At 70.3% G+C, this 21,981-nt stretch carries 24 protein-coding genes and 2 pseudogenes; 7 read left to right on the top strand and 19 right to left on the bottom strand.

The window, feature by feature from the left end; all coding sequences use genetic code 11:
• Both ACFWB8_RS19875 and ACFWB8_RS19880 read right to left on the bottom strand, forming a co-directional pair.
• Window positions 1-486: pseudogene (locus ACFWB8_RS19875) on the bottom strand (helix-turn-helix domain-containing protein); the annotation flags it as partial.
• Window positions 487-725: 239 nt separating this feature from the next.
• Complete coding sequence (locus ACFWB8_RS19880; RefSeq protein WP_385228336.1) at window positions 726-1,148, bottom strand: ATP-binding protein; 423 nt, start codon at window positions 1,146-1,148, stop codon at window positions 726-728.
• A 154-nt stretch (window positions 1,149-1,302) separates the two neighbouring features.
• Here ACFWB8_RS19880 and ACFWB8_RS19885 point away from each other — a divergent pair, with 154 nt between their 5' ends.
• The 4 genes and pseudogenes from ACFWB8_RS19885 to ACFWB8_RS19900 all read left to right on the top strand — a co-directional run bounded on the left by ACFWB8_RS19885 (window position 1,303) and on the right by ACFWB8_RS19900 (window position 3,937).
• On the top strand, window positions 1,303-2,160 hold the full coding sequence (locus ACFWB8_RS19885; RefSeq protein WP_385228339.1) for a helix-turn-helix domain-containing protein: 858 nt from the start codon (window positions 1,303-1,305) through the stop codon (window positions 2,158-2,160).
• Window positions 2,157-2,345, top strand: coding sequence for a DUF397 domain-containing protein (locus ACFWB8_RS19890; protein ID WP_385228342.1), 189 nt, complete (start codon window positions 2,157-2,159; stop codon window positions 2,343-2,345). The genes ACFWB8_RS19885 and ACFWB8_RS19890 overlap by 4 nt, the downstream gene beginning before the upstream one ends.
• A gap of 195 nt (window positions 2,346-2,540) precedes the next feature.
• Window positions 2,541-3,518: pseudogene (locus ACFWB8_RS19895) on the top strand (helix-turn-helix domain-containing protein); the annotation flags it as partial.
• Window positions 3,519-3,664: 146 nt separating this feature from the next.
• On the top strand, window positions 3,665-3,937 hold the full coding sequence (locus tag ACFWB8_RS19900) for a DUF6087 family protein (protein ID WP_385228509.1): 273 nt from the start codon (window positions 3,665-3,667) through the stop codon (window positions 3,935-3,937).
• A gap of 54 nt (window positions 3,938-3,991) precedes the next feature.
• On the opposite strand, the gene ACFWB8_RS19905 is transcribed toward ACFWB8_RS19900, so the two are convergent.
• From ACFWB8_RS19905 to ACFWB8_RS19925, 5 genes are all read right to left on the bottom strand, one after another.
• Window positions 3,992-5,335, bottom strand: coding sequence for a dicarboxylate/amino acid:cation symporter (locus ACFWB8_RS19905; protein WP_385228345.1), 1,344 nt, complete (start codon window positions 5,333-5,335; stop codon window positions 3,992-3,994).
• Between the two features lie 409 nt (window positions 5,336-5,744).
• Window positions 5,745-6,017 carry a DUF4229 domain-containing protein gene (locus ACFWB8_RS19910; RefSeq protein ID WP_385228512.1) on the bottom strand — a complete coding sequence of 91 codons (273 nt, stop codon included), beginning with the start codon at window positions 6,015-6,017 and terminating at the stop codon, window positions 5,745-5,747.
• 123 nt (window positions 6,018-6,140) lie between these two features.
• Window positions 6,141-6,665 carry a GNAT family N-acetyltransferase gene (locus ACFWB8_RS19915; protein WP_385228348.1) on the bottom strand — a complete coding sequence of 175 codons (525 nt, stop codon included), beginning with the start codon at window positions 6,663-6,665 and terminating at the stop codon, window positions 6,141-6,143.
• Window positions 6,666-6,773: 108 nt separating this feature from the next.
• Window positions 6,774-7,937, bottom strand: coding sequence for an aminofutalosine synthase MqnE (mqnE, locus tag ACFWB8_RS19920; protein WP_385228351.1), 1,164 nt, complete (start codon window positions 7,935-7,937; stop codon window positions 6,774-6,776).
• Between the two features lie 56 nt (window positions 7,938-7,993).
• On the bottom strand, window positions 7,994-8,449 hold the full coding sequence (locus ACFWB8_RS19925; protein WP_385228354.1) for an Lrp/AsnC family transcriptional regulator: 456 nt from the start codon (window positions 8,447-8,449) through the stop codon (window positions 7,994-7,996).
• A 122-nt stretch (window positions 8,450-8,571) separates the two neighbouring features.
• Between ACFWB8_RS19925 and ACFWB8_RS19930 the strand changes: the two genes are divergently transcribed.
• Window positions 8,572-8,703, top strand: coding sequence for a hypothetical protein (locus ACFWB8_RS19930; RefSeq protein ID WP_385228357.1), 132 nt, complete (start codon window positions 8,572-8,574; stop codon window positions 8,701-8,703).
• Here the strand turns inward: ACFWB8_RS19930 and ACFWB8_RS19935 are convergent.
• A complete protein-coding gene (locus tag ACFWB8_RS19935; RefSeq protein ID WP_385228360.1) occupies window positions 8,700-9,371 on the bottom strand; it encodes a UbiX family flavin prenyltransferase in 672 nt (223 codons plus the stop codon). The genes ACFWB8_RS19930 and ACFWB8_RS19935 overlap by 4 nt on opposite strands.
• A gap of 109 nt (window positions 9,372-9,480) precedes the next feature.
• Between ACFWB8_RS19935 and ACFWB8_RS19940 the strand changes: the two genes are divergently transcribed.
• A complete protein-coding gene (locus tag ACFWB8_RS19940; RefSeq protein ID WP_385228363.1) occupies window positions 9,481-10,086 on the top strand; it encodes a rhomboid family intramembrane serine protease in 606 nt (201 codons plus the stop codon).
• Here the strand turns inward: ACFWB8_RS19940 and mqnP are convergent.
• Genes mqnP through ACFWB8_RS19955 form a run of 3 tightly spaced genes read right to left on the bottom strand, consistent with a single transcriptional unit; the run spans window position 10,083 to window position 12,933 of the window.
• Complete coding sequence (mqnP, locus tag ACFWB8_RS19945) at window positions 10,083-11,012, bottom strand: menaquinone biosynthesis prenyltransferase MqnP (protein ID WP_385228366.1); 930 nt, start codon at window positions 11,010-11,012, stop codon at window positions 10,083-10,085. The genes ACFWB8_RS19940 and mqnP overlap by 4 nt on opposite strands.
• Window positions 11,009-11,479, bottom strand: a complete 471-nt coding sequence (locus ACFWB8_RS19950) for a hypothetical protein (protein ID WP_385228369.1) — start codon at window positions 11,477-11,479, stop codon at window positions 11,009-11,011. Before ACFWB8_RS19950 ends, mqnP begins: the two co-directional genes overlap by 4 nt.
• On the bottom strand, window positions 11,476-12,933 hold the full coding sequence (locus ACFWB8_RS19955; RefSeq protein WP_385228372.1) for a menaquinone biosynthesis decarboxylase: 1,458 nt from the start codon (window positions 12,931-12,933) through the stop codon (window positions 11,476-11,478). The genes ACFWB8_RS19950 and ACFWB8_RS19955 overlap by 4 nt, the downstream gene beginning before the upstream one ends.
• 160 nt (window positions 12,934-13,093) lie before the next feature.
• Between ACFWB8_RS19955 and ACFWB8_RS19960 the strand changes: the two genes are divergently transcribed.
• Window positions 13,094-13,405: a PLD nuclease N-terminal domain-containing protein gene (locus tag ACFWB8_RS19960; protein WP_385228375.1), complete on the top strand. Its 312-nt coding sequence runs from the start codon at window positions 13,094-13,096 to the stop codon at window positions 13,403-13,405.
• Between the two features lie 129 nt (window positions 13,406-13,534).
• On the opposite strand, the gene ACFWB8_RS19965 is transcribed toward ACFWB8_RS19960, so the two are convergent.
• From ACFWB8_RS19965 to hemL, 8 genes are all read right to left on the bottom strand, one after another.
• A complete protein-coding gene (locus ACFWB8_RS19965; RefSeq protein WP_385228378.1) occupies window positions 13,535-14,089 on the bottom strand; it encodes an SRPBCC domain-containing protein in 555 nt (184 codons plus the stop codon).
• Window positions 14,090-14,114: 25 nt separating this feature from the next.
• Window positions 14,115-15,197 (bottom strand): c-type cytochrome biogenesis protein CcsB, encoded by a 1,083-nt coding sequence (gene ccsB, locus ACFWB8_RS19970; protein WP_385228381.1) that lies wholly within the window; start codon window positions 15,195-15,197, stop codon window positions 14,115-14,117.
• Window positions 15,194-16,936, bottom strand: a complete 1,743-nt coding sequence (locus ACFWB8_RS19975; protein ID WP_385228384.1) for a cytochrome c biogenesis protein ResB — start codon at window positions 16,934-16,936, stop codon at window positions 15,194-15,196. The genes ccsB and ACFWB8_RS19975 overlap by 4 nt, the downstream gene beginning before the upstream one ends.
• Window positions 16,937-16,947: 11 nt before the next feature.
• Window positions 16,948-17,721 carry a cytochrome c biogenesis CcdA family protein gene (locus ACFWB8_RS19980; protein WP_385228387.1) on the bottom strand — a complete coding sequence of 258 codons (774 nt, stop codon included), beginning with the start codon at window positions 17,719-17,721 and terminating at the stop codon, window positions 16,948-16,950.
• A 4-nt stretch (window positions 17,722-17,725) separates the two neighbouring features.
• Window positions 17,726-18,373 (bottom strand): TlpA family protein disulfide reductase, encoded by a 648-nt coding sequence (locus tag ACFWB8_RS19985; protein ID WP_385228390.1) that lies wholly within the window; start codon window positions 18,371-18,373, stop codon window positions 17,726-17,728.
• Window positions 18,374-18,456: 83 nt separating this feature from the next.
• Entirely contained in the window at window positions 18,457-19,677 is a 1,221-nt protein-coding gene (locus ACFWB8_RS19990) for a hypothetical protein (RefSeq protein ID WP_385228515.1), read from the bottom strand.
• 184 nt (window positions 19,678-19,861) lie between these two features.
• Window positions 19,862-20,536 (bottom strand): histidine phosphatase family protein, encoded by a 675-nt coding sequence (locus ACFWB8_RS19995; RefSeq protein WP_385228393.1) that lies wholly within the window; start codon window positions 20,534-20,536, stop codon window positions 19,862-19,864.
• Window positions 20,533-21,855: a glutamate-1-semialdehyde 2,1-aminomutase gene (hemL, locus tag ACFWB8_RS20000; RefSeq protein ID WP_385228396.1), complete on the bottom strand. Its 1,323-nt coding sequence runs from the start codon at window positions 21,853-21,855 to the stop codon at window positions 20,533-20,535. Before hemL ends, ACFWB8_RS19995 begins: the two co-directional genes overlap by 4 nt.
• Window positions 21,856-21,981: the final 126 nt, after the last annotated feature.

Below are 21,981 nucleotides of genomic sequence, written 5' to 3' on the forward strand. Positions count from 1 at the left end.
GGGCGGTGGCACGGGCGCGGGCGCGGGCGCAGGCACGGGCTTCGGTACCGCCACCGGCACCGGTACGGGCGCCCGGCCCAACGGCGGGGGCGGGGGCGGGGTGGGCGGCTCCGGCGGCACGGCGCCCGGCCGGTTGTAGGACACCGTCCGGGTGATGAACTGCCCGTTGGGGAGCTTGACGCGGCTGCGCTCCAGGTACCCGTACGCCTCCAACTCCCGCAGGGCGGAGGCGACGCGTACCTCCCCCTCGGGGAACCGGCTGGCCAGCGCCTTGATGCCGACGGGGGCGCCGTCCGGCAGCGACTGGATGTGGACCGCGATCCCGATCGCCACCAGCGACAGCGAGCGGTGCTGGGCGAGGTGGTTGCCGACCACGGTGTAGTGACTGGGGTGCGGGTCGTTGACGTGAACGACACCGGATCGGGCGGTCCCGCCGCGAAGACGGGACGGGGCGGGCGAGGCCGCGCTAAAGTGCTCAAGAGCCATTGGGAAGGGTTTGCTTCCTGTTTGGTCAGGCCCTCGTCCGGGATGCCAGTCCCGCCGGGGGCCGTCTCATGTCTGGGGTTGTGGGGCGAGCATATGCCAGGCGACCAGGCCGAAATCCAGCCCAGTTGGCACAGTTCACCCATGCGGGTGACGGGGAGCCGGAGGGGTGGGGTTGGGTTGGTTTTACCTCGTTCTTTATAGGGGTTGGGCCGGGCCGCACCGGGTCCGGGACCCCCGCGTCACGGTCCGCCCGACCCCCCTCGCACATCCACCTCCGCCCACACCGACTTGCACGGCGGCAACCCCCGGTCCACGCCCCAGCGGTCCGCGAGCGCGTCCACCAGCACCAGCCCCCGCCCGGCTTCCGCCCACGCGCCCGCGTCCCGGACACCCGGGACCCGGTCGCCGCGCACGTCCACCACCTCGATGCGCAGCACGCCGTCGGCGAGGGCGAGCCCCATCCGGAAGTCCCGCCCGGGCACCCGGCCGTGGGTCACGGCGTTGGCGGCCAGCTCGGCCACGATGAGCGCGGGCCCCTCGGAGGGCAGCCCCCACGAGTCGAGCTTCTCGACGGCGAGCCGACGGGCCTGGCGGGCCCCGAAGGGCGTGGCGGCGAGCCGGGCCACGAACTGGCTCTCAGAGTCACGGATTTCGGTATTCACGTCACTGAGCGTGGCGGTGGATGCCTACCGTGAGAAGCGGCAACGCCCCCGCGTCCGGCTTTTGTCCGGGGCCTGTCCGGTGCTGTCCCGGCTGTCCTGACCAGGCCCCGGGAACGGGGCGTTGAGGAATTCGGTGCGGCGGAGGTGGGCGCGCATGAGCGTGGACAGCGACGGTACGGAAGACGCGGGCTGGGACGTCGACCCCGAGGACGAGCAGGGGGTCGCGGTACTGGCCGCGCTCGGCCGCCAGCTCAAGGCGTGGCGGGAGGAGGCGGGCATGCGGGCCGCCGAGTTCGGCACGGCGATCGGGTACGGGGAGGACCTCGTCCGCAAGGTCGAGGCGGGCAAGCGGATCCCCCGCCCCGAGTACCTGGACAAGGCGGACGAGGTGCTCCGGGCGGGCGGCAAGATCGCCTCGATGAAGGCGGACATGGAACAGGTCCGCTACCCGAAGAAGGTGCGGGACCTGGCGAAGCTGGAGGGTCGGGCCGTCGAGATCGGCACGTACAACAACCACAACATCCATGGCCTGTTGCAGACCCCGGAGTACACGCGGGCACTGTTCCGAACATGGCGGCCGGTCTACACGCCGGACGAAATGGAACGGATGCTGGCGGCCCGGATGGCACGCCAATCGATCTACGAACGGTCCCCCTCCCCGACGCTCAGCTTCGTCCAGGAAGCGGTGACTCTAACCCGCCCCATCGGAGGGACAATGGTCCTGCGCCGACAGCTTGAACGCCTGGTGGAGGTGGCCCAGTTGCCGAATGTCGAGTTCCAGGTCATGCCGACCGACGTCGAGGAACACGCAGGCATGGCGGGACGAATCCAGGTGCTGAAGTTCGAGGACGGTACAGCAGTGGGCCGATCCGACGGAATGTTCTTCGGGCGACCGGTCTCGGACCCGAAACAGCTCCGAATCCTCGAACTGCGCTATGGCATCATCCGGGCTCAGGCGCTCACGCCGCGGAAGTCGCTGGCCTTCGTCGAGGAACTATTGGGAGAAACATGATCCACAACCCCGAGCTGGGCTGGTTCAAGAGCAGCTACAGCGACAGCAGCGACGGCAACGACTGTGTCGAGGTAGCCCTCACGCCCGCCACCATCCACGTTCGCGACTCCAAGGACCTCCGCCGGTCCCACCTCGCCTTCGCACCCCGCGCTTGGGCCGGCTTCGTGGCGCATACAGGCGCATGACGCGTCGCAGCCCACGCCCGGACGGGGGCGGGGGCTGCGGCGAGCGTTGAGCGTTGGGCAGGTCAGACGGTGACCGGGACTTTCGCCTGCTCCGACGCCGCGCCCAACCTTGCCCGCCTCGGCACCCAACTCACCGACACACGCAGGGCCCGCACGAGTACCGTCCAAGGTGTCGAGCCAAGGACGGAGTTCATGATGCCCCACCAGCTTGAGGAGCAAGAGGCCATCGGCCAGCGCGTCCGGCGGCAGCGGCTCAAGGTCGGCATGACACAGGCCGACCTCGCTGCCGCGGTCGGCAAGACACAGGCGTGGGTGTCGAAGGTCGAGAAGGGCAGGCTCGAACTGGACCGGGCCGCCCTGATCAACGCCCTTGCCGCCGCCCTGCACTGCCACCCGAACGTACTGATCGAGCGACCATACGGCGGCGGCGCCGAGCCCAATGCCGGCTGGCACGCGGCTGCCGCGTCGATCATGCGGGAGCTGCGCCGCTACGACCTCACCCCCGTGTTCGACGGCATGCCGCGAACGGCCGACGACCTGTGGCGGGCCACGCGCCGCCTTCACCGGCTGCGAGACGCCGCCGCGAACACCGCGATCCTGCGCGAAATCCCCGACCTGCTGCGGGAGTCCCGGGCACTCGCAGAGCACGCCGACGGCCATGAGCAGGAGAAGGCGTTCGCCGTCTACGCGGTGGCGTGCAAGTTCGCCCACACCGCAGCCCACACCCTTGGACAGCCAGAGCTCGTAGCACTCGCCTGCGAGCGCGCCGTGTGGGCCGCGCAGCGGTCCGGTGACCCGCTGCTGCCCGCCGTCGCCGACTGGATGCGGGTGTGGGACATGTGGGCCACAGCCGACTACGCCGACGCCCTCGCCCTGGCCGACAAGGCTCTCGCCACCGTCCAGGACCAGTACGACGGCGGCGACCCGCTCGCCCTGCGCGTATGGGGCTCGCTGCAACTGCGCTCCGCCGTCTCCGCCGCCCGCTCCGGGAACAAGGACGAGACCCTTGCCCGCATCCGGCACGCCACCGAGGCTGCCGAACGCGTGGATGCCCACGTCGGCGTCATGCCCTTTGACCGTCACAGCCTCACTTTCTCCATGGGGAACGTCCAGATCCACGAGATCAACGTCAACCTGGAGATGAGCAACCAGCGTGAGGCGCTGCGCCTGTCGTGGAAGCCGCCTACGACTGGTGGGAGGGCACCGGACGACCGTCCCTCACCCGGTTCGGACTCACGGTCAGCGCCGACGGCGCTGCACCATGGGTGGACGACCCGGGCAACCCGGTGCCCGGGGCACGCTGGCGGTAGGGAGCAGCCGTGGACAGCAGCGACACGCCCGAGGTCCCGCGCCGCAATTCCCTTGAGGCGTGGGCGGCTCGGCGGAAACGGCGCCGGGAGTCCGACCACTGGATCACCGGCACCCGTCGCGCGGTCCCCCTCGCCGGCGGCGGCGCTTCCCACCTGCACCCCCACGCTCCGCGGCTGCTCCTCGAACGGCAGGGGGAAAACGGGGCTTGGGCGCCGGTCGGCGTCGCCGCCGACCACGCCGAGGCCGTGGCATGGCTCAACGGCCGACCCGAACCTGTGTGACACACCACAGCCCCCGCCCGGACGGGGCGGGGGCTGCGGCGAGTGTGGAACGGGTCAGGCGGGGACCGGGACCTTCGCGGGCTCCGGCGTCACCGCGGCGGCGGCCGGGGCCGGCTCGTCCAGCGGGGACGACGAGGCGGTGGCGTAGGCCTCCTTGTCCAGGATTCCCTCGCGGGCCGCGACCACGACCGGGACCAGCGCCTGGCCGGCCACGTTGGTGGCGGTGCGCATCATGTCCAGGATCGGGTCGATCGCCATCAGCAGGCCGACGCCCTCCAGGGGCAGGCCCAGCGTGGAGAGGGTCAGGGTCAGCATCACGGTGGCGCCGGTCAGACCGGCGGTGGCGGCCGAGCCGACCACGGAGACGAAGGCGATCAGCAGGTAGTCGGTGATGCCCAGCTGCACGTCGAAGATCTGCGCGATGAAGATCGCGGCGAGCGCCGGGTAGATCGCGGCGCAGCCGTCCATCTTGGTCGTCGCGCCGAACGGGACGGCGAAGGAGGCGTACTCCTTCGGAACGCCCAGGCGCTCGGTGACCTTCTGGGTGAGCGGCATGGTGCCGACCGACGAGCGGGAGACGAAGGCCAGCTGGATCGCGGGCCAGGCGCCCTTGAAGAACTGGACCGGGTTGACCTTGGCGACCGTGGCCAGCAGCAGCGGGTAGACGCCGAACATCACGAGCGCCGAGCCGATGTACACGTCCGCGGTGAAGGTCGCGTACTTGCCGATGAGGTCCCAGCCGTACGTGGCGATCGCGGTGCCGATGAGGCCGACGGTGCCGAGCGGGGCGAGGCGGATGACCCACCACAGGGCCTTCTGGAGCAGTTCCAGCACGGCCTCGGCGAGGTTCAGCACCGGCTGCGCCTTGGCGCCGAGCTGGAGGGCGGCGATGCCGGCGACGGCGGCCAGGAAGACGATCTGCAGGACGTTCAGCTCGGTGAACGGCGTGATGATGTCCTTCGGCACGATGCCGGTCAGGAAGTCCAGCCAGGAGCCGGTGCGCTTGGGCAGCTTGCCGTCCTGCGGGGTGAGGCCGGTGCCCGAGCCCGGGTTGGTGAGCAGGCCGATCGCGAGGCCGATGCCGACCGCGATGAGCGACGTGATCATGAACCAGAGCAGCGTGCGGGAGGCCAGCCGCGCGGCGTTGTTCACCTTCCGCAGGTTGGTGATCGACACCAGGATCGCGAAGAAGACGAGCGGGGCGACGGCCAGCTTCAGGAGCTGGACGAATATGTCGCCCACCTGCTCCAGCGTGGTCCGCAGCCAGCTGACGTCCTGGCTGCGCGACAGCCAGCCGAGCAGGACGCCGAGCACGAGACCGGTGACGATCTGGGCCCAGAAGGGGAATTTGAACGAGGCCTTGGCCTTGACGGCAGGGGCCTGCGGTGACGCGGACACGGGCACTCTCCGGGATGGGTCTGCGGATCTGCAGCGGGTGGCGGTGCGGTGCGGCAGCACCCGGAGGGAGCCGGGCGGGCGGGACCGCTGCTGTATCGATTCAGCTCGACGGACAGCAACAGGCCGCGGACACGCGGCGGCAGAGGTCGACATGCAGGCGCGCCACGAGCGGGACGCCCGGGGTCATCGTGTGCGCGAAGGGCGCAGCGGCTGCGGTCAACATGTTGAACACGCTAACACTTCCACTTTGGGAATCCCAAAGGAGTTCTTTGAGTCGGGGTCCTGCGGGGGCCACCGCAGAGTCCCGCGGCCGGGCCCGAAAACGCCGAACGCCCCAGCGTTACGGGCGGTATTCCCGTTGCTGGGGCGGTTCGGTGTGTGATGAAGCCAACTGGGCGCTTTGGGGCCTCTACTGCGCCACGCGGGAGGCGTCGTCGGCCTCGTCCTCCTGGCTGCGGTTCGCGGCGAGCTTCTCCTTCGCACCCGCGACGCGTCCGGAGATCGCCACGGACATCTCGTCGCGCTGCTTGCGCAGCAGCACGAAGGAGAGCGGCGCGGAGATCACGAGGGAGAGCAGCACGATCCAGGCGAAGTTGGCGTCGCCGATGCTGGAGGGCACCCAGCCCAGGCGGACCAGGAGGGCGACGGCGACGAGGCATCCGACGAAGATGCCCAGGCGCATCGCGGTGTAGCGGATCGTCGCGCTCGGCTTGAGGGACACGGTGACCCCTTCTCTCTCGTCGTCCTACGTCGGTACGTGCCCGTCCAGTGAAGCACGCCGACGCCACGGGCACGGCCGCCGGGGTCAGTGCAGCGGCAGCAGCATCGTGATGTCGTCGCGGTCGTCGCCGGGGGCCACGCGGATGGCCTCGGGGACCCGGCCGACCTCCTTGTAGCCGCAGGCCGCGTAGAAGTGCTCCAGGCCCAGCCCGCCGCGGCAGCCGAGGCGGATGGCCTCGATGCCCTCGATCGTGCGGGCGGCGTCGGCGACCGCGGCCATCAGCTCGCGGCCGGCGCCCCGGCCCTGGAGGGCGGGGCTGACCATGACGGTGTAGGCCCAGGCCCAGTGCGTCTGGAGCCGGTGCGTGTTGAGCGCGAGGAAGGCGGTGGCCAGGACCCGCCCGTCGGCGCCCCGGCCGACGACGAGGCGGTGGCGGCCCTCGGCCATCGCGGCGAGGTGCTTGACCAGTTCGGGGCGGATGTCGTCCACGGTGACGGGCGGCACGAAGCCGACCGCTCCGCCGGCGTTGGACACCTCGGTCCACAGCTCGGTGATGCCGTCGCGCAGGGCGCCGTCGACGACCGGGTCGAACGTAAAAGTAATGGCCACTGGCGCATGGTAGCCATTACACCAAGCCCCGGGCAACGGAAAAGCCCCGGCCCCCCCGAAGGGGACCGGGGCCTGCCCGGAGCGCCTGCCCGGAGCATCAGTACGGAGTCAGAGGCGCATCGCCTGCGGCGTCTCGCGCAGCTCCGCGTCCGGGCCCGGGTACTCGCGGATGATCTCGTAGCGCGTGTTGCGCTCGACCGGGCGGAAGCCGGCCTCCCGGATCAGCTCCAGCAGGTCCTCGCGGCCCAGCTTGTTCGGGGTGCCGTAGTTGTCCGCGTCGTGCGTGATCTTGTACTCGACGACCGAGCCGTCCATGTCGTCCGCGCCGTGCTGCAGCGCGAGCTGGGCGGTCTGCACGCCGTGCATCACCCAGAAGACCTTGACGTGCGGCACGTTGTCGAAGAGCAGCCGCGAGACCGCGAAGGTCTTCAGCGCCTCGGCTCCGGTCGCCATCGTCGTGCGCGCCTGGAGCTTGTTGCGGATCTTGCCGTCCTTCATGTCCACGAAGTCGTGCTGGTACCGCAGCGGGATGAAGACCTGGAAGCCCCCGGTCTCGTCCTGGAGCTCGCGCAGCCGCAGCACGTGGTCCACGCGGTGGCGCGGCTCCTCGATGTGCCCGTACAGCATCGTCGCCGGGGTCTTGAGACCCTTCTCGTGCGCGAGCCGGTGGATGCGCGACCAGTCCTCCCAGTGGGTGCGGTGGTCGACGATGTGCTGGCGGATCTCCCAGTCGAAGATCTCCGCGCCGCCGCCGGTGAGCGACTCCAGGCCCGCCTCGATCAGCTCGTCGAGGATCTCGGAGGCCGACAGCCCGGAGATCGTCTCGAAGTGGTGGATCTCGGTCGCCGTGAACGCCTTCAGCGAGACGTTCGGCAGGACCTCCTTGAGCGCGGAGAGCGAGCGCGGGTAGTAGCGCCACGGCAGGCTCGGGTGCAGGCCGTTGACGATGTGCAGCTCGGTGAGGTTCTCGTTCTCCATGGCCTGGGCTAGGCGCACGGCCTCCTCGATGCGCATCGTGTACGCGTCCTTCTCGCCCGGCTTGCGCTGGAACGAGCAGTACGCGCACGACGCGGTGCACACGTTCGTCATGTTGAGGTGGCGGTTGACGTTGAAGTGCACGACGTCGCCGTTCTTGCGCGTGCGCACCTCGTGGGCGAGGCCGCCGAGCCAGGCCAGGTCGTCCGACTCGTAGAGGGCGATACCGTCCTCACGCGTCAGCCGCTCGCCGGAGCGGACCTTCTCCTCCAGCTCGCGCTTGAGCCCAGCGTCCATCCCGGTCGTCTCCTCCGTGCGTCCTGCCCTGCCTGCAACCGCCACCAACCGTACTCTCAGCCCTCCTCGGGCAGATCCCCGACCCGGTTCTCCCACTTCGTGGAGAGCACGATGGTGGTGCGGGTCCGGGAGACGCCCTTGGTGCCCGAGAGCCTGCGGATGATCCTCTCCAGGCCGTCCACGTCGCTGGCGCGCACCTTCAGCATGTAGGAGTCGTCACCGGCGATGAACCAGCAGTCCTCGATCTCGGCGAGGTCGCGCAGCCGCCGGGCCACGTCCTCGTGGTCGGCGGCGTCCGAGAGGGAGATGCCGATGAGTGCCGTGACCCCGAGGCCGAGTTCGGCCGCGGCCACCGTCGCGCGGTAGCCGGTGATCACGCCGGCGGTCTCCAGCCGGTTGATCCGGTCGGTGACGCTGGGGCCCGAGAGGCCCACGAGCCGGCCCAGCTCCGCGTACGAGGCACGTCCGTTTTCCCGGAGTGCCTGGATGAGCTGCCTGTCCACCGCGTCCATATACCTGGAGCCTTCCATTATTCGGCGATCCCGCAAGTTTACGTATAGAATCAAAGGCGCACAGGGTCAACACCCTGTGAATCTTTCAACAGATCAATGACGATCTTCAGGAGTGGTTCACCGTGTACACGATCGAGATGGCCTACGCACACATGCGACAGCTCCAGGAGCTGGCCAACCGATCCCGTGCCCACCAGCCCGCCGCCGCCCACCGCGTCGACAAGACCCGCAAGCCCGGCGCCAAGAAGCGCTAGTCACGGGGGCGGGAGCCTCCCAGCTCCCCCTCCCAACGGCGGTACAGCCGGTGCGGCACCCCTGCCGCGTCCAGCACCCGCCCCGCGACGAAATCCACCAGATCCTGGATGTGCGTCGCGCCCGCGTAGAACGCCGGAGAGGCGGGCAGCACGATTGCGCCCGCCTCGTCCAGCGACACCAGATGCTTCAGCGTCTGCCCGTTCAGCGGGGTCTCCCGCACCGCGACCACCAGTCGGCGCCGCTCCTTGAGCGTCACGCTCGCGACGCGCTGGAGCAGGTCCTTCGACAGCCCGAGCGCCACGCCCGCCACACAGGCCGTGGACGCCGGCACGATCAGCATCCCCTTGACGGGGTACGAGCCCGAACTCGGCCCGGCGGCCAGGTCCCCGGCGCCCCAGTGGCGTACGTCCCCCAGCTCCGGCCGGACGAAGGTCGCGGGCTTCCCGTCCGCCCCGCGCTCCAGCCACTCGCCGAGGTCCTCCCGCCAGTGCGCGTCCCGGAAGGCGATCCCGGTCTCGTCGAGCAGGGTCAGCCTCGAAGCCCGGCTCACCACCAGGTCCACACTCTCGCCCGCCGCCAACAGGCCGCGGAGCACCGCCGCCGCGTACGGCGTCCCGGACGCCCCGGAAACCCCGACCACCCACGGGGTGCGCTTGCGCTCAGTCATACCTCCGAGACTATCCGGCCACAGGGCGCGGGCACTCGGTAAGGTGCCCCGACGTTCCACGGGGTGGGACGAGGGCGAGACACGCAGCACGGGGAGCACGGGGACCGGCATGAACACGATGGACCAGAACTGGACACAGGCCGACCGCGCCAAGGCGGCGGCCCGCCTGATGCTGGGGTGGGTGGCCCTGCTGTGGCTGATCCAGGCGGTCGACCTCGCCACCGGCCACGCGCTGGTCGCGTACGGGATCGCCGCGCGCGAGGCGGACGGCCTCACCGGGATCCCCCTGGCGCCCTTCCTGCACTTCGGCTTCGACCACACCGCGTCCAACAGCGTCCCGCTGCTGGTCCTCGGCTTCGTCGCCGCGCTCGGCGGCATACGCCGCTTCCTGGCCGTCTGCGCCCTGATCATCGCGGCGGACGGGGCGGGCGTCTGGCTGTTCTCCCCGTCGCACAGCATCACGGTCGGCGCCTCGGGCCTGGTCTTCGGGCTGTTCGGCTACCTGGTGGTCCGCGGCTTCGTCGAGCGCAAGGCCCTGGGCGTGGCGGTGGGACTGGCGGTGGCCGCGGTCTGGGGCGGCACGATCTTCCTCGGCGTCCTGCCGACCGACTCCGGCGTCAGCTGGCAGGCCCACCTCTTCGGCCTCGCGGCGGGCGTGGCGACGGCCCTCTTCTTCCGCCGCCCGGACGGGCCCCGGCCGACGAGCGCCGCTTAGAGCGTCAGCCCCCGGACCGCGAGGTCCAGCAGGGCGCACACGAAGAGGGCGACGCCGATGAAGCCGTTGACCGTGAAGAAGGCCCGGTTCAGACGGGACAGGTCGTGCGGCGTGACGATGGTGTGCTCGTAGAGGAAGGCGCCGGCGACGATCGCCAGGCCCGCCCAGAACAGCGGGCCGGCGTCCGTGGCGAGGGCGTACCAGGCGAGCAGGGCGGTCGTCACGACGTGCGCGCCGCGGGCGCCCCACAGGGCGGCCGGGATGCCGAAGCGGGCCGGGACGGACTTGACGCCCTCCGCGCGGTCCGCGGCGACGTCCTGGCAGCCGAAGATCAGGTCGAAGCCGCCGATCCACACGCCCACCGCGACCCCGAGGATCACCGCCTCCCAGGACCACTCGCCGGTCACGGCCAGCCAGGCGCCGACCGGGCCCATGGCCTGGGCCAGGCCCAGGATGGCGTGCGGGAAGTTCGTGAACCGCTTGCCGTACGGGTACACCACCATCGGCACCACGGCGAGCGGCGCCAGCACCAGGCACAGCGGGTTCAGCAGCGCGGCCGACCCGAGGAACACGGCGAGCGCGACCCCGGCCCCGGTCCACGCGGACCGTACCGACACCGCGCCGGTCACGAGCTCGCGCCCGGCGGTGCGGGGGTTACGGGAGTCGATCTCCCGGTCGATGATCCGGTTGGCGGCCATCGCGAAGGTCCGCAGCCCCACCATGCAGACGGTGACGAGCAGCAGCGTGCCCCAGTGCATGGCCCCGTCGAGCCGGAACATGGCGGTGAGGGCGGCGATGTAGGCGAAGGGCAGCGCGAAGACCGAGTGCTCGATCATCACGAGCCGCAGGAAGGCCTTGACCTTGCCGGTCGCCTGCGGCGCGGGGCCGGACCCGGACCCGAGGATTCCCTCGGCGGCGGATGTCATACGAGGTCCCTCCGGAACTCTTCGAGGTCGGCCAGCAGCTCCGCCGCGGGCAGGGGACCGAGTTCCAGGGCCTGGGCGGCGGCGCCGTCGTGGCCCTCCGGCGGGGTGACGTGGGCGGTGACCACCCAGGAGTCGCCGGACGGACGGGCGTCGAGGCGCAGGAAGTTCCCGGCTTCGGCGGTGAAAGGCTCGCCGGCCGCCAGGGCACGCTGGAGCTGCTCGGCGAAGTCGTCCGCCTCGATGTCCCGCGCGCCGGGCAGCTCGAAGCCGTCTCCCTCGCCTTCCACGTCGATCATCAGCGCCCAGATGTTGCCGGGGCCCGCGAACTCCTCGGGCGTCACGCCCGCCTGCCGGGCCGCGATGACCACGCCCGGCTCGGCCGGGTCGATCTCCGGCCGCAGCAGGGCCACGTACGCGGTGTCGGTGCCGATGACGAGCTCGGGGCCGCTCACTCCGATCGGGCTCACAGTCCGTATTCCTTCCAGCGGCTGTCCACCAGTGCCGCGGTGGCCGGGTCGGACTCGACCATGTCGGGCCAGCCCCCGTCACGGGTGTAGCCCTCCTCGGGGAGCTTCTTCGTGGCGTCGATGCCCGCCTTGCCGCCCCAGAACTGCTGGTACGACGCGTGGTCCAGGTGGTCCACCGGGCCCTCGACGATCGTGAGGTCGCGGGAGTAGTCCGTGTTGCCCAGCGCCCGCCAGGACACCTCGTGCAGGTCGTGGACGTCGCAGTCCGAGTCCACCACGATGATCAGCTTGGTCAGCGACATCATGTGGGCGCCCCAGATGGCGTGCATGACCTTCTGCGCGTGCTTCGGGTACTTCTTGTCGATCGAGACGATCGCGCAGTTGTGGAAGCCGCCCGACTCGGGGAGGTGGTAGTCCACGATGTCCGGCACGATGATCTTGAGGAGGGGGAGGAAGAAGCGTTCCGTCGCACGCCCGAGCGGCCCGTCCTCCGTCGGCGGCCGGCCGACCACGATCGACTGGAGCAGCGGACGCTTGCGCATCGTCACGCAGTCGATCTTCAGCGCGGGGAAGGGCTCCTGCGGGGTGTAGAAGCCGGTGTGGTCGCCGAAGGGGCCCTCCGGGAGCGTCTCCCCCGGCTCCAGCCAGCCCTCGATGACGACCTCCGCATGGGCCGGGACCTGGAGCGGGACCGTCTTGCAGTCGACCATCTCGATCCGCTTGCCCGCGACGAAGCCGGCGAAGAGGTACTCGTCGATGTCGCCGGGCAGCGGCGCGGTGGACGCGTACGTCACGGCCGGCGGGCAGCCGAAGGCGATCGCGACCGGCAGCCGCTCACCGCGCTTGGCGGCGACCGCGTAGTGGTTGCGGCTGTCCTTGTGGATCTGCCAGTGCATGCCGATGGTGCGCTTGTCGTGGCGCTGGAGGCGGTACAGGCCGAGGTTGCGCACGCCCGTCTCCGGGTGCTTGGTGTGCGTCAGGCCCAGGTTGAAGAAGGACCCGCCGTCCTTGGGCCAGGTGAAGAGGGCCGGCAGCTGGTCCAGGTCCACGTCGTCGCCGGTGAGGACGACCTCCTGGACGGGTGCGGAGTCGCCCTTCACCTTCCTCGGCGGCACGTGCACCATCGAGCCGAGCTTGCCGAAGGCCTCGCGCACGCCGATGAAGCCCTGCGGCAGCTCCGGCTTGAGCAGGCCGCCGATCTTCTCGCTGATCTCGGCGTACGACTTCAGGCCGAGGGCCTTCAGCAGCCGGCGGTCGGTGCCGAACACGTTCATGGCCAGCGGCATCGCCGAGCCCTTGACGTTCTCGAAGAGCAGGGCCGGGCCGCCCGCCTTGTTCACTCTGTCGACGATCTCCCCGACCTCCAGGTACGGGTCCACCTCGGCCTTGATGCGCTTGAGGTCGCCCTCCCGTTCGAGGGCCCGGAGCAGCGAGCGGAGATCGTCGTAAGCCATGCGGGCAATTGTGGCATCCCCGCTCCGGGGCCGGACCGCGGCGGGGGTCCGACCCGCGACTCCGGATGGATCGTCACCGGCCGCCCGGCCCCTCTACCCTGGAGGAGTCTTCCTCGGCCCGTCCAGGGCCGCGCAATCTTCTGGGGGTCGGTCCCACACCGTGCTGCGCTATCTGCCCTTCCTGCTGATCATCGCGCTGACCATCTACACGTTCATCGACTGCCTGAACACGCCGGAGGAGGAGGTCAAGCACCTCCCGAAGGTGATCTGGGTGATCATCATCCTGCTCTTCTCGATCGTCGGCCCGGTGGTGTGGCTGTTCGCGGGCAAGAAGCGGTCCGCAGTCGGCGGCGGGCGCACCCACCGGAGCCGGTGGGTGGCGCCGGACGACAACCCGGAGTTCCTGAAGTCCCTGGAGAACGACCGGGAGCGGAACACGGACAAGGACGCCGACAAGGACAAGCCGGCCTGACGGCCGTCGCGGCGCTACCGGGCCTGCCGGGCCTGCCGGGCCCAGGGCAGCACCCGGATCCCCGGCTCGTACGGACACTGAACGGCGACGGGGAGCTGCCCGCCCTGCGGCCCGTGTGGTGGCCGGCGGCTACGCCCTGGAGGCTGCCGCCCCCGCGGCGGCCGCGTAGGCCCCGCGCAGCTCCGCCCAGCGGGCGTCGTTCCACAGGGGCCGGTCCGCGGGGGTGCCCGCCGGGGTGCCCGCCAGGGCGGATTCCAGCAGCTCGAAGTGGTGGTGCCAGCCGGCGAGGCAGTCGAGGCGCTCCGCCTCCGTCCCGCCGCGCTCGTTGACGAAGCGCAGCACCGTGGAGTCCGTCCCCACCGGCTCCAGGTGGAAGCGGATCCGTCCCTGCTCGCTCACCGTGTACTCCACGACCCGTTCGGTGTCCCAGGCCGTGATCCGCCCGGTCACCGAGGTGCCGGTGTTCAGCCAGCACAGCGTGACGGCCCCGCCGAGGCGCCGTTGCAGTACGTCGGCCGCCGCCAGCCAGCCGCGCAGCCCGTCCGCCGTGGAGAGGGCGGGCCACAGGGCCTCGTAGGCGTACGGCAGGTGCGGTTCGAAACGCAGCAGCCAGCGGTCCTCGCCGCCACCGTCACCGTGACGGCCGAAGGGGCTCTCGCTGGTGCCCTGACTCACAGGAGGCATGACACCAGCGTCCCACTCCCGCCGGTCAGACGCCCGCGTACGAGTGCTTGCCGTTGAGCAGGATGTTCACGCCGTAGTAGTTCCAGATCCAGCAGGCGAAGGCGAAGAGCGCGAGGTACGCGGCCTTGCGGCCCTTCCAGCCGGCGGTGGCCCGCGCGTGCAGGTAGCAGGCGTACGCCACCCACGTCACGAAGGACCAGACCTCCTTGGGGTCCCAGCCCCAGTAGCGGCCCCAGGCGTCGCCGGCCCAGATCGCGCCCGCGATGATCGTGAAGGTCCACAGCGGGAAGAACGCCGCGTTGATCCGGTACGAGAACTTGTCGAGCGTGGCCGCCGCCGGCAGCCGCTCCATGACCGAGGTCGCGAACCGGCCGGGCTTGCCGCCGCGCGCGAGCTTGGACTCGTACCCGTCGCGGAAGAGGTACAGGACCGTGCCGGTCGCCCCGATGTAGAAGACGGCGCCGCAGATGATCGCGGTCGAGACGTGGATCCACAGCCAGTACGAGTGCAGCGCGGGCACCAGCTGGTCGCTGTCGGTGTAGAGCCAGGTGGTGGCGATGCCGAGGTCCAGCAGGACGGTGGTGACCAGGATCAGGCCCATCCAGCGGACGTTCTTCTTCAGCGCCAGCAGGATCAGGTACGCGCCGACGGCCACCGTGGAGAAGGTCAGCGAGAACTCGTACATGTTGCCCCAGGGGGCCCGGTTCACCGACAGCGCGCGGGCGAGGACGCCGCCCGCCTCGATGAGGAAGGCCAGCGCGGTCAGCGAGACCGCGATCCGCCCGTACAGGTCGCCCTGGACGGTGCCGCCGGCCGCGCCGGGACCGTCAGGGACGTCGCGGGTGCCGGAGGCGGAGCGCGTGACGACCTTGGGCTTGTCCAGGACGGCGGTGCTCCCGCCCTTCGCCCGCACCTGCACGGCGGGGGCGTCGGCCGTCTTGGCGCCGGTCAGCGCGGCGGCCGTACGGCCCACCTTGCTGCGGCTGCCGAAGATCCACTCGGCGATGTGGGCGAGGAAGGCGAGCGTGTAGACCGCCATCGACGAATAGATCAGCACATTGCTGATGTGCGCCAGGTTCTCGTTGGCTGCGGCTGCGAGCGGCGTCATCCGCGCTCCCCTTCAACGGTTTCTTCGACAGGATCAGGCGCCATGGGCGCCTGCTGGTTGAGCGCGACGGCGAGCAGCGTCAGCTCTTCCGAGAGCCGGGCGGACTCGCTTCGACCGAGGCCCGCCATCTCGATGACGGTCACTCCGTCCTTGCCGGCCACCGCGCGGACCCAGATCCGGCGGCGCTGGATGAACAGGGATGCGGCCAGGCCCCCGATGGCCGCCACCGCGCCCGCGAGCGCGAGCCCGCTGCCGGGCTGCCGGGTGATCGAGAAGGTGGCCCAACGCTCGATGCCTTCGAACTTCACGGTGCCCGCGCCGTCCGGCAGGGTCATCGTCTCGCCCGGCAGCAGCAGCTGCGAGAACGGATCGCCGTTCTCCTTCTTGAACTGCTGCATCTTGGCCGTGTCCAGCTGGTACACGTTCTGCGGCAGCCCCGCGTCGACGCCGAGGCTGCCGTGGAACGCGTTGAGGGCGAGCACCGGGAAGTCCGCGGCCGGGAACTGCGAGAGCATCGTGCCCTGGCCCTTGCCCGCGAAGGTCGGCACGAACCGGGCGGAGAAGCCGAGCTGCTCCTTCTCGCCGCTCTTGTTCCGGTAGCCGTCCGCGACCTTGATCGCGCCGGCCGAGGTGAGGTTCGCGTCCTGGGGCAGCATCGGCACGGCGTCCCGGTAGACCACCTTGCCGCTGGGGTCGGTCACCGAGACGACCGGCGCGTAGCCGTGGCCGAGCAGGTAGACCTTGGAGCCGTCGACCTCCAGGGGCTTGTTGACCTGGATCTCGCGCTTCTGCGGCGTGCCGTCCGCGCCGTCGCTGAAGGTGACGTACGCCTTGAAGTCGCGCGGGGTGCCCTTCTGCGGGCCGGTCTTCTCGTACGTGGCGTCGAACTTGTCGAGCGTGAAGGAGAAGGGCGGCAGGTCGTCGGAGCTGAAGAGGCTGCCGTGCTTGAAGTCGTCGTACTGGGTGAGCGTGTTCGAGAAGCCCTTGCCGCGCAGGACGAGCTTGCCGCCCTCGGACTTGAAGAGCTGACCGGTGGCGAAGGCCACCAGCAGCACGATCAGGGCGATGTGGAAGGCCAGGTTTCCGGCCTCGCGCAGATAGCCCTTCTCGGCGGCGACCGAGTTCCCGCCCGCCTCGGTGCGGAATCGGCGGTCGCCCAGGAGCGTCTTCGCGTACGAGAGCACCTCCTGCGGGGACTTCTCCGTACGCCACGTCGTGTACGCGGGCAGCCGGTCCAGCCGCTTGGGGGCGCCGGGCGGGCGGCCGGTGAGCTGGCCGACGAACTGCCAGGTGCGCGGCACGATGCAGCCGATCAGCGACACGAACAGCAGGATGTAGATCGCGGAGAACCACACCGAGCTGTAGACGTCGAAGAGCTGGAGCTTCTCGGCGAGCGGCACCCAGAACTCGTGGGTCCTCTTCCACTCCGCGACCTTCATCGCGTCGACCTGGGTCTGCGGGACGAGGGAACCGGGGATGGCGCCCAGGGACAGCAGGAAGAGCAGGATCAGCGCCACCCGCATGGAGGTGAGCTGGCGCCAGAACCAGCGGGCCCAGCCGATCACGCCGATGCCGACGGCCGGCCCGGTGGGGCTGTCCTCCAGCGGGGCGGTGGACAGCTGCGCGCCGGCCGCCGCGTCGGCGGTGGCCTCGGCGGTCGCCGCGGCCTCGGCCGCGGCCGTGTCCACGGCGGATTCGGATTGCGGCGCCTCGGTGGACGCCTTGTCGGTCGTACTCATTGCTTAAGTCCTCAGATCCCCACCGTGAAGCCCTGGGTCCAGCTCTGCGTTTCGCTGATGAGGGTGCCCCACCAGCCTGTGACGAGCAGCAGACCCGTCAGGATCAGCATGCCGCCGCCGATGCGCATCACCCACGCATAGTGCTTCTTCACCCAGCCGAACGCACCGAGCGCCTTGCGGAAGGCGACCGCGGTGAGGATGAAGGGCAGGCCCAGCCCCACGCAGTAGCCGACCATCAGCAGCGCGCCCCGGCCGGCGCTCGCCTGGTCGAGGGAGAGCGTGTTGACGGCGGCGAGGGTCGGCCCCATGCAGGGGGTCCAGCCGACGCCGAAGAGCACACCGAGCAGCGGAGCACCGATCAGGCCCGCCGTCGGCTTCTTGTGGAAGCGGAACTCCCGCATCGTCAGCCCGGGGATCGCGCCCATGAAGAACAGCCCGAGCAGGATCACCAGCCCGCCCATGACCTGGGAGATGATCTCCTTGTGCAGCGAGAGGGTGTTCCCGAACTGCCCGAAAAGCGCCCCGGTCGAGACGAAGACGGCCGTGAAGCCCGCGACGAACAGGCTCGCTCCCGCCAGCATCCGGCCGCGCCGCGCCTCGGCGAGGTCGGCCCCGCCCACGCCGGTCACGTACGAGATGTAACCGGGGACGAGCGGCAGCACGCAGGGGGAGAAGAACGAGACCAGCCCGGCGAGCAGCGCGATCGGCAGCGAGACCAGCAGCGCACCGTTGAGGACGGTCTCGTTCACACCGGTCGCCTCGGCGGCGAGGACGTACTCGACCACGAGGTCACTGCTCCGCGAGGAGCGGGTCGATCATCTTGTGCAGCTGCTCCGCGTTGACCGCGGCAAGGGTGCGGGCGGCGATCTTGCCCTCCTTGTCGAGGACGATCGTGGAGGGGATGGACTGCGCGTTGAGCGTGCCCTTGGGGAAGCGGAGCATCAGCTTGCCGTCGGGGTCATAGAGGCTCGGGTAGGTGATCTGGAAGTTCTCTTCGAAGGAGGCCGCGTTCTGCTTGCTGTTGTCGCGGGTGTTGAGGCCGACGAAGGCCACGTCCTTGCCCGCGTCGGCGAGCTCCTTCGACACCTTCGCGAAGTACGGCGCCTCGGCGCGGCACGGCGGGCACCAGGAGCCCCAGACGTTGAGGACGACGACCTTGCCCTTGAGGGCGGTGGTGTCTAGGGTCTTGCCGTCGACGGTCTCGCCGTCGAGCTTGGGCGCCTCGTCCCGCTCGCCCTTGGCGACGGTGGAGATGCCGCCGGGGCCCGTCACGTAGTTGCCGCCGGCGGAGCCGGAGGATTTGCTGCCGGAGTCGCCGCACGCCGTGAGGGTCAGGGCGCTCGCGAGGGCCACCGCGGTCAGCAGGGCGGCGCGGCCGCTGGTCGAGCGGCAGCTTCTTCGACTACTCCGACGGGCACGGGCGCGGCTAAGGCTCATGTGAAAAGTTTCGCATGAGCGATTTGCGGATCTTCCGCGCCCCCCGACGGTGTGTTAAGCCGCTGGTCAGCCACAGCAGGGCGCTACGCGAGGTACGTGTGCCAGCCACCGGTCGGCGACTCGCCCGGGGCGAGCTCGCGCAGCTTGGTGAGGATCCTGCCGTCCTGGACGTCGAGCCAGTCGGTGAACTGCCGGAAGGACACGAGCCGTACGTCCCTTTTGTCCGACATGCTCTTGAGGGCTTCCTCGACGGCGTCCATGTAGATGCCGCCGTTCCATTCCTCGAAGTGGTTGCCGATGAACAGCGGCGCGCGGTTGGTCTCGTACGCCCGCTTGAAGCCGCCGAGGTAGGCGGCCGTGGCCTGGGTGCGCCAGGCCGGGTAGTTGGACGGGACGCCCTTGGTTGTGCTCCTGGACTGGTTGGCGAGGATGTTGTAGTCCATCGACAGCACCTCGAAGGAGTGCCCGGGGAAGGGCAGCGCCTGGAGCGGCAGGTCCCAGATCCCGGCCCTGCGCACCGGCCACTGCTGGAGGCCGCCGGGCGAGGAGGCGTCGTAGCGCCAGCCGAGCTTCTTGGCGGTCGGCAGCAGGTTGTCCTGGCCGAGCAGGCAGGGGGTGCGGGCCCCGGTCAGCTCCTTGCGGTAGTCGAAGGGCAGCGGTTCGAGATCGGTGAAGCCGGTGTTGGTGCGCCAGTTGGTGACGAACGCCACGGCCTGGTCGATCTCGCTCTGCCAGTCGTCCGGGGTCCAGCGGCCCACCGAGCCGGAGCCGCCGCAGAAGTGGCCGTTGAAGTGGGTCCCTATTTCATGCCCGTCCAGCCACGCCTCGCGCACGCACTTGAGGGTGTTGCGGACGTTCTCGTCCTTCAGGTACCCGATGTCGGAGGCTCCGACGGGGTTGTTCGGCGGGCGGTAGAGGTCCTTCTTCGACTCGGGCAGCAGGTAGATGCCGGAGAGGAAGAAGGTCATGGCCGCGCCGTGGTCCCTGGCCAGCTTGAGGAAGCGCGGGAAGAGGCCGTTGCCGATCTCGCCGGCGCCGTCCCAGCTGAACACCACGAACTGCGGCGGGGTCTCCCCCGGCTGGAGCGGCACGGGCGCGGCCGGCTGGTGGGGCTGCGGGCCGGTGTCGGCGGTGGAACCGTCGCCGATGGCCTTGGCCGCCGGCTTCTCGCCGGGCTTGGGGTTCTTGATCGGTCCGGGGCTGCCGGGCTCGGACCCGTCCGGGGATCCGCAGCCCGCGATACCCACCGCGGCGGCGGCCCCGAGTCCGAGTCCCAGCACACCCCTCCTGCTGAAGTCGCGCATGTCACCGTCCCGGTCGTCACTCGCGAAGCCCACGTCAATTTCCATATAAACGGACAATTCTTCGCGGCTTGCGGCACTGGAACGGTGATTCCCGGCGCAACTTGTATTTATTTAGGTAAAGCTGTAACGGTTCGTAACAGAGTGTCGATCAAGGCCGACGTGCGTCACGGACCGTCAGGCGCCCTCAGGCCCCGAAGGCCTTGGACTTCCCCTTGACCGGCTTCGCCCCCGCCAGCAGATGCGCCGGGACCAGATCACGCGCCGGCTCGCTGTAGCCCACCGACACCAGCTTGTCGCCCTGGTACGTGAACGACGTCAGCGAGGCCAGCGTGCACTGCCGGCGCCGCGGGTCGTGCCACAGCCGCCGCTTCTCCGCGAAGCTGCGCACGATCCAGATCGGCAGCTGGTGGCTGACCGCCACCGCCTCGTGGCCGCGGGCCGCGTCGCGCGCCGTGTCCAGCGCGCTCATCATCCGTACGACCTGCTCGACGTACGGCTCGCCCCAGGACGGCTTGAACGGGTTCGTCAAGTGCTTCCAGTTCTCCGGCCGGCGCAGCGCGCCGTCCCCGACACCGAAGGTCTTGCCCTCGAAGACGTTGCCCGCCTCGATCAGCCGGCCGTCGGTGGCCAGGTCCAGGCCGTGCACCTTCGCGATCGGCGCCGCGGTCTCCTGGGCCCGCTCCAGCGGCGAGGACACGACGTGCGTGATGTCCCGGCCCTGGAGGTGCTCGGCGACCCGGTCGGCCATCTGGCGGCCGAGCTCGGAGAGGTGGTAGCCCGCGCGGCGGCCGTAGAGGACGCCCTCCGGGTTCTCCACCTCGCCGTGGCGCACCAGGTGGACAACGGTGATGTCGCTCATGCGGTCGCCTCCGCGGCGGCTCGGGCGGCGGCGGGCAGGGCGGCCGCGATGCGCTCGATCGCCCGCTCGTCGTGGGCGGTGGACACGAACCAGGACTCGAACGCCGACGGCGGCAGGTACACGCCCTGCGACAGCATCGAGTGGAAGAAGCCGTTGAAGCGGAAGGCCTCCTGCTTCTTGGCGTCGTCGTAGTTGCGTACCTCGTCCTCGGTGAAGAAGACGGAGAACATGTTGGACGCGGTCTGCACCCGGTGCGCCACGCCCTCCTTGCCGAGCGCCGCGGTGACCAGGCCCTGGATCTCCTTCGAGACCGCGTCGACCTTCTCGTACGCGGCCCCGTCCAGCAGCCGCAGCTGCGCGAGACCGGCGGCGGTGGCCACGGGGTTACCGGACAGGGTGCCCGCCTGGTACACGGGCCCGGCGGGCGCCAGGTACCCCATGACGTCGGCGCGGCCGCCGAAGGCCGCGGCCGGGAAGCCGCCGCCCATGACCTTGCCGAAGGTCATCAGGTCGGGCTTGACCCCGTCGACCCCGTACCAGCCGGCGCGGCTCGTACGGAACCCCGTCATGACCTCGTCGGAGATGTACAGGGCGCCGTTCTCGCGGCAGAGGTCGGCGAGCCCCTGGTTGAAGCCCTCGGCGGGGGTGACGACGCCCATGTTGCCGGGCGCGGCCTCGGTGATCACACAGGCGATCTCACCGGGGTGCGAGGCGAACGCCGCCCGCACCGCTTCGAGGTCGTTGTAAGGGAGCACGATCGTGTCCCCGGCCTGCGCGCCCGTCACACCGGGCGTGTCGGGCAGCGCGAAGGTCGCGAGCCCCGACCCGGCGGCGGCCAGCAGCGCGTCCACGTGGCCGTGGTAGCAGCCGGCGAACTTCACCACCTTGGCGCGGCCCGTGAACCCGCGGGCCAGCCGGATCGCGGACATCGTCGCCTCGGTGCCCGAGGACACCAGGCGGACCTGCTCCACGGGCTCGATGCGCGCCACGATCTCCTCGGCGAGCGCGACCTCGCCCTCGCCGGGCGTGCCGAAGGAGGTGCCGCGGGCGACGGCGGCCTGGATGGCCTCCATCACGGCCGGGTGGGCGTGGCCGAGGATCATCGGCCCCCACGAGCAGACCAGGTCGACGTACTCGCGGCCGTCGGCATCGGTCAGGTACGGACCGGTACCGGACACCATGAACCTGGGCGTTCCGCCCACGGCGCGGAAGGCGCGCACGGGAGAGTTCACGCCGCCAGGCGTCACGAGGGACGCGCGGTCAAAGAGAGTCTGCGAGACTTTGGCTTCATACGGGTACGGGTAGCTCACACCAGCCATGGTCTCAGAGGCCGCGACTGACTTGCGGACGGGCGTTTCACCGCGCCGCCCGGGGGGAGGTCACTGCCATGATGATCAGGCTGCGTGGCGGAGGTCACGGGGCCGGGGCAGGCAAGACCAGTCGGG

It is taken from the genome of Streptomyces sp. NPDC060031 (genome assembly GCF_042736805.1).
Classification (GTDB): Bacteria; Actinomycetota; Actinomycetes; order Streptomycetales; family Streptomycetaceae; genus Streptomyces.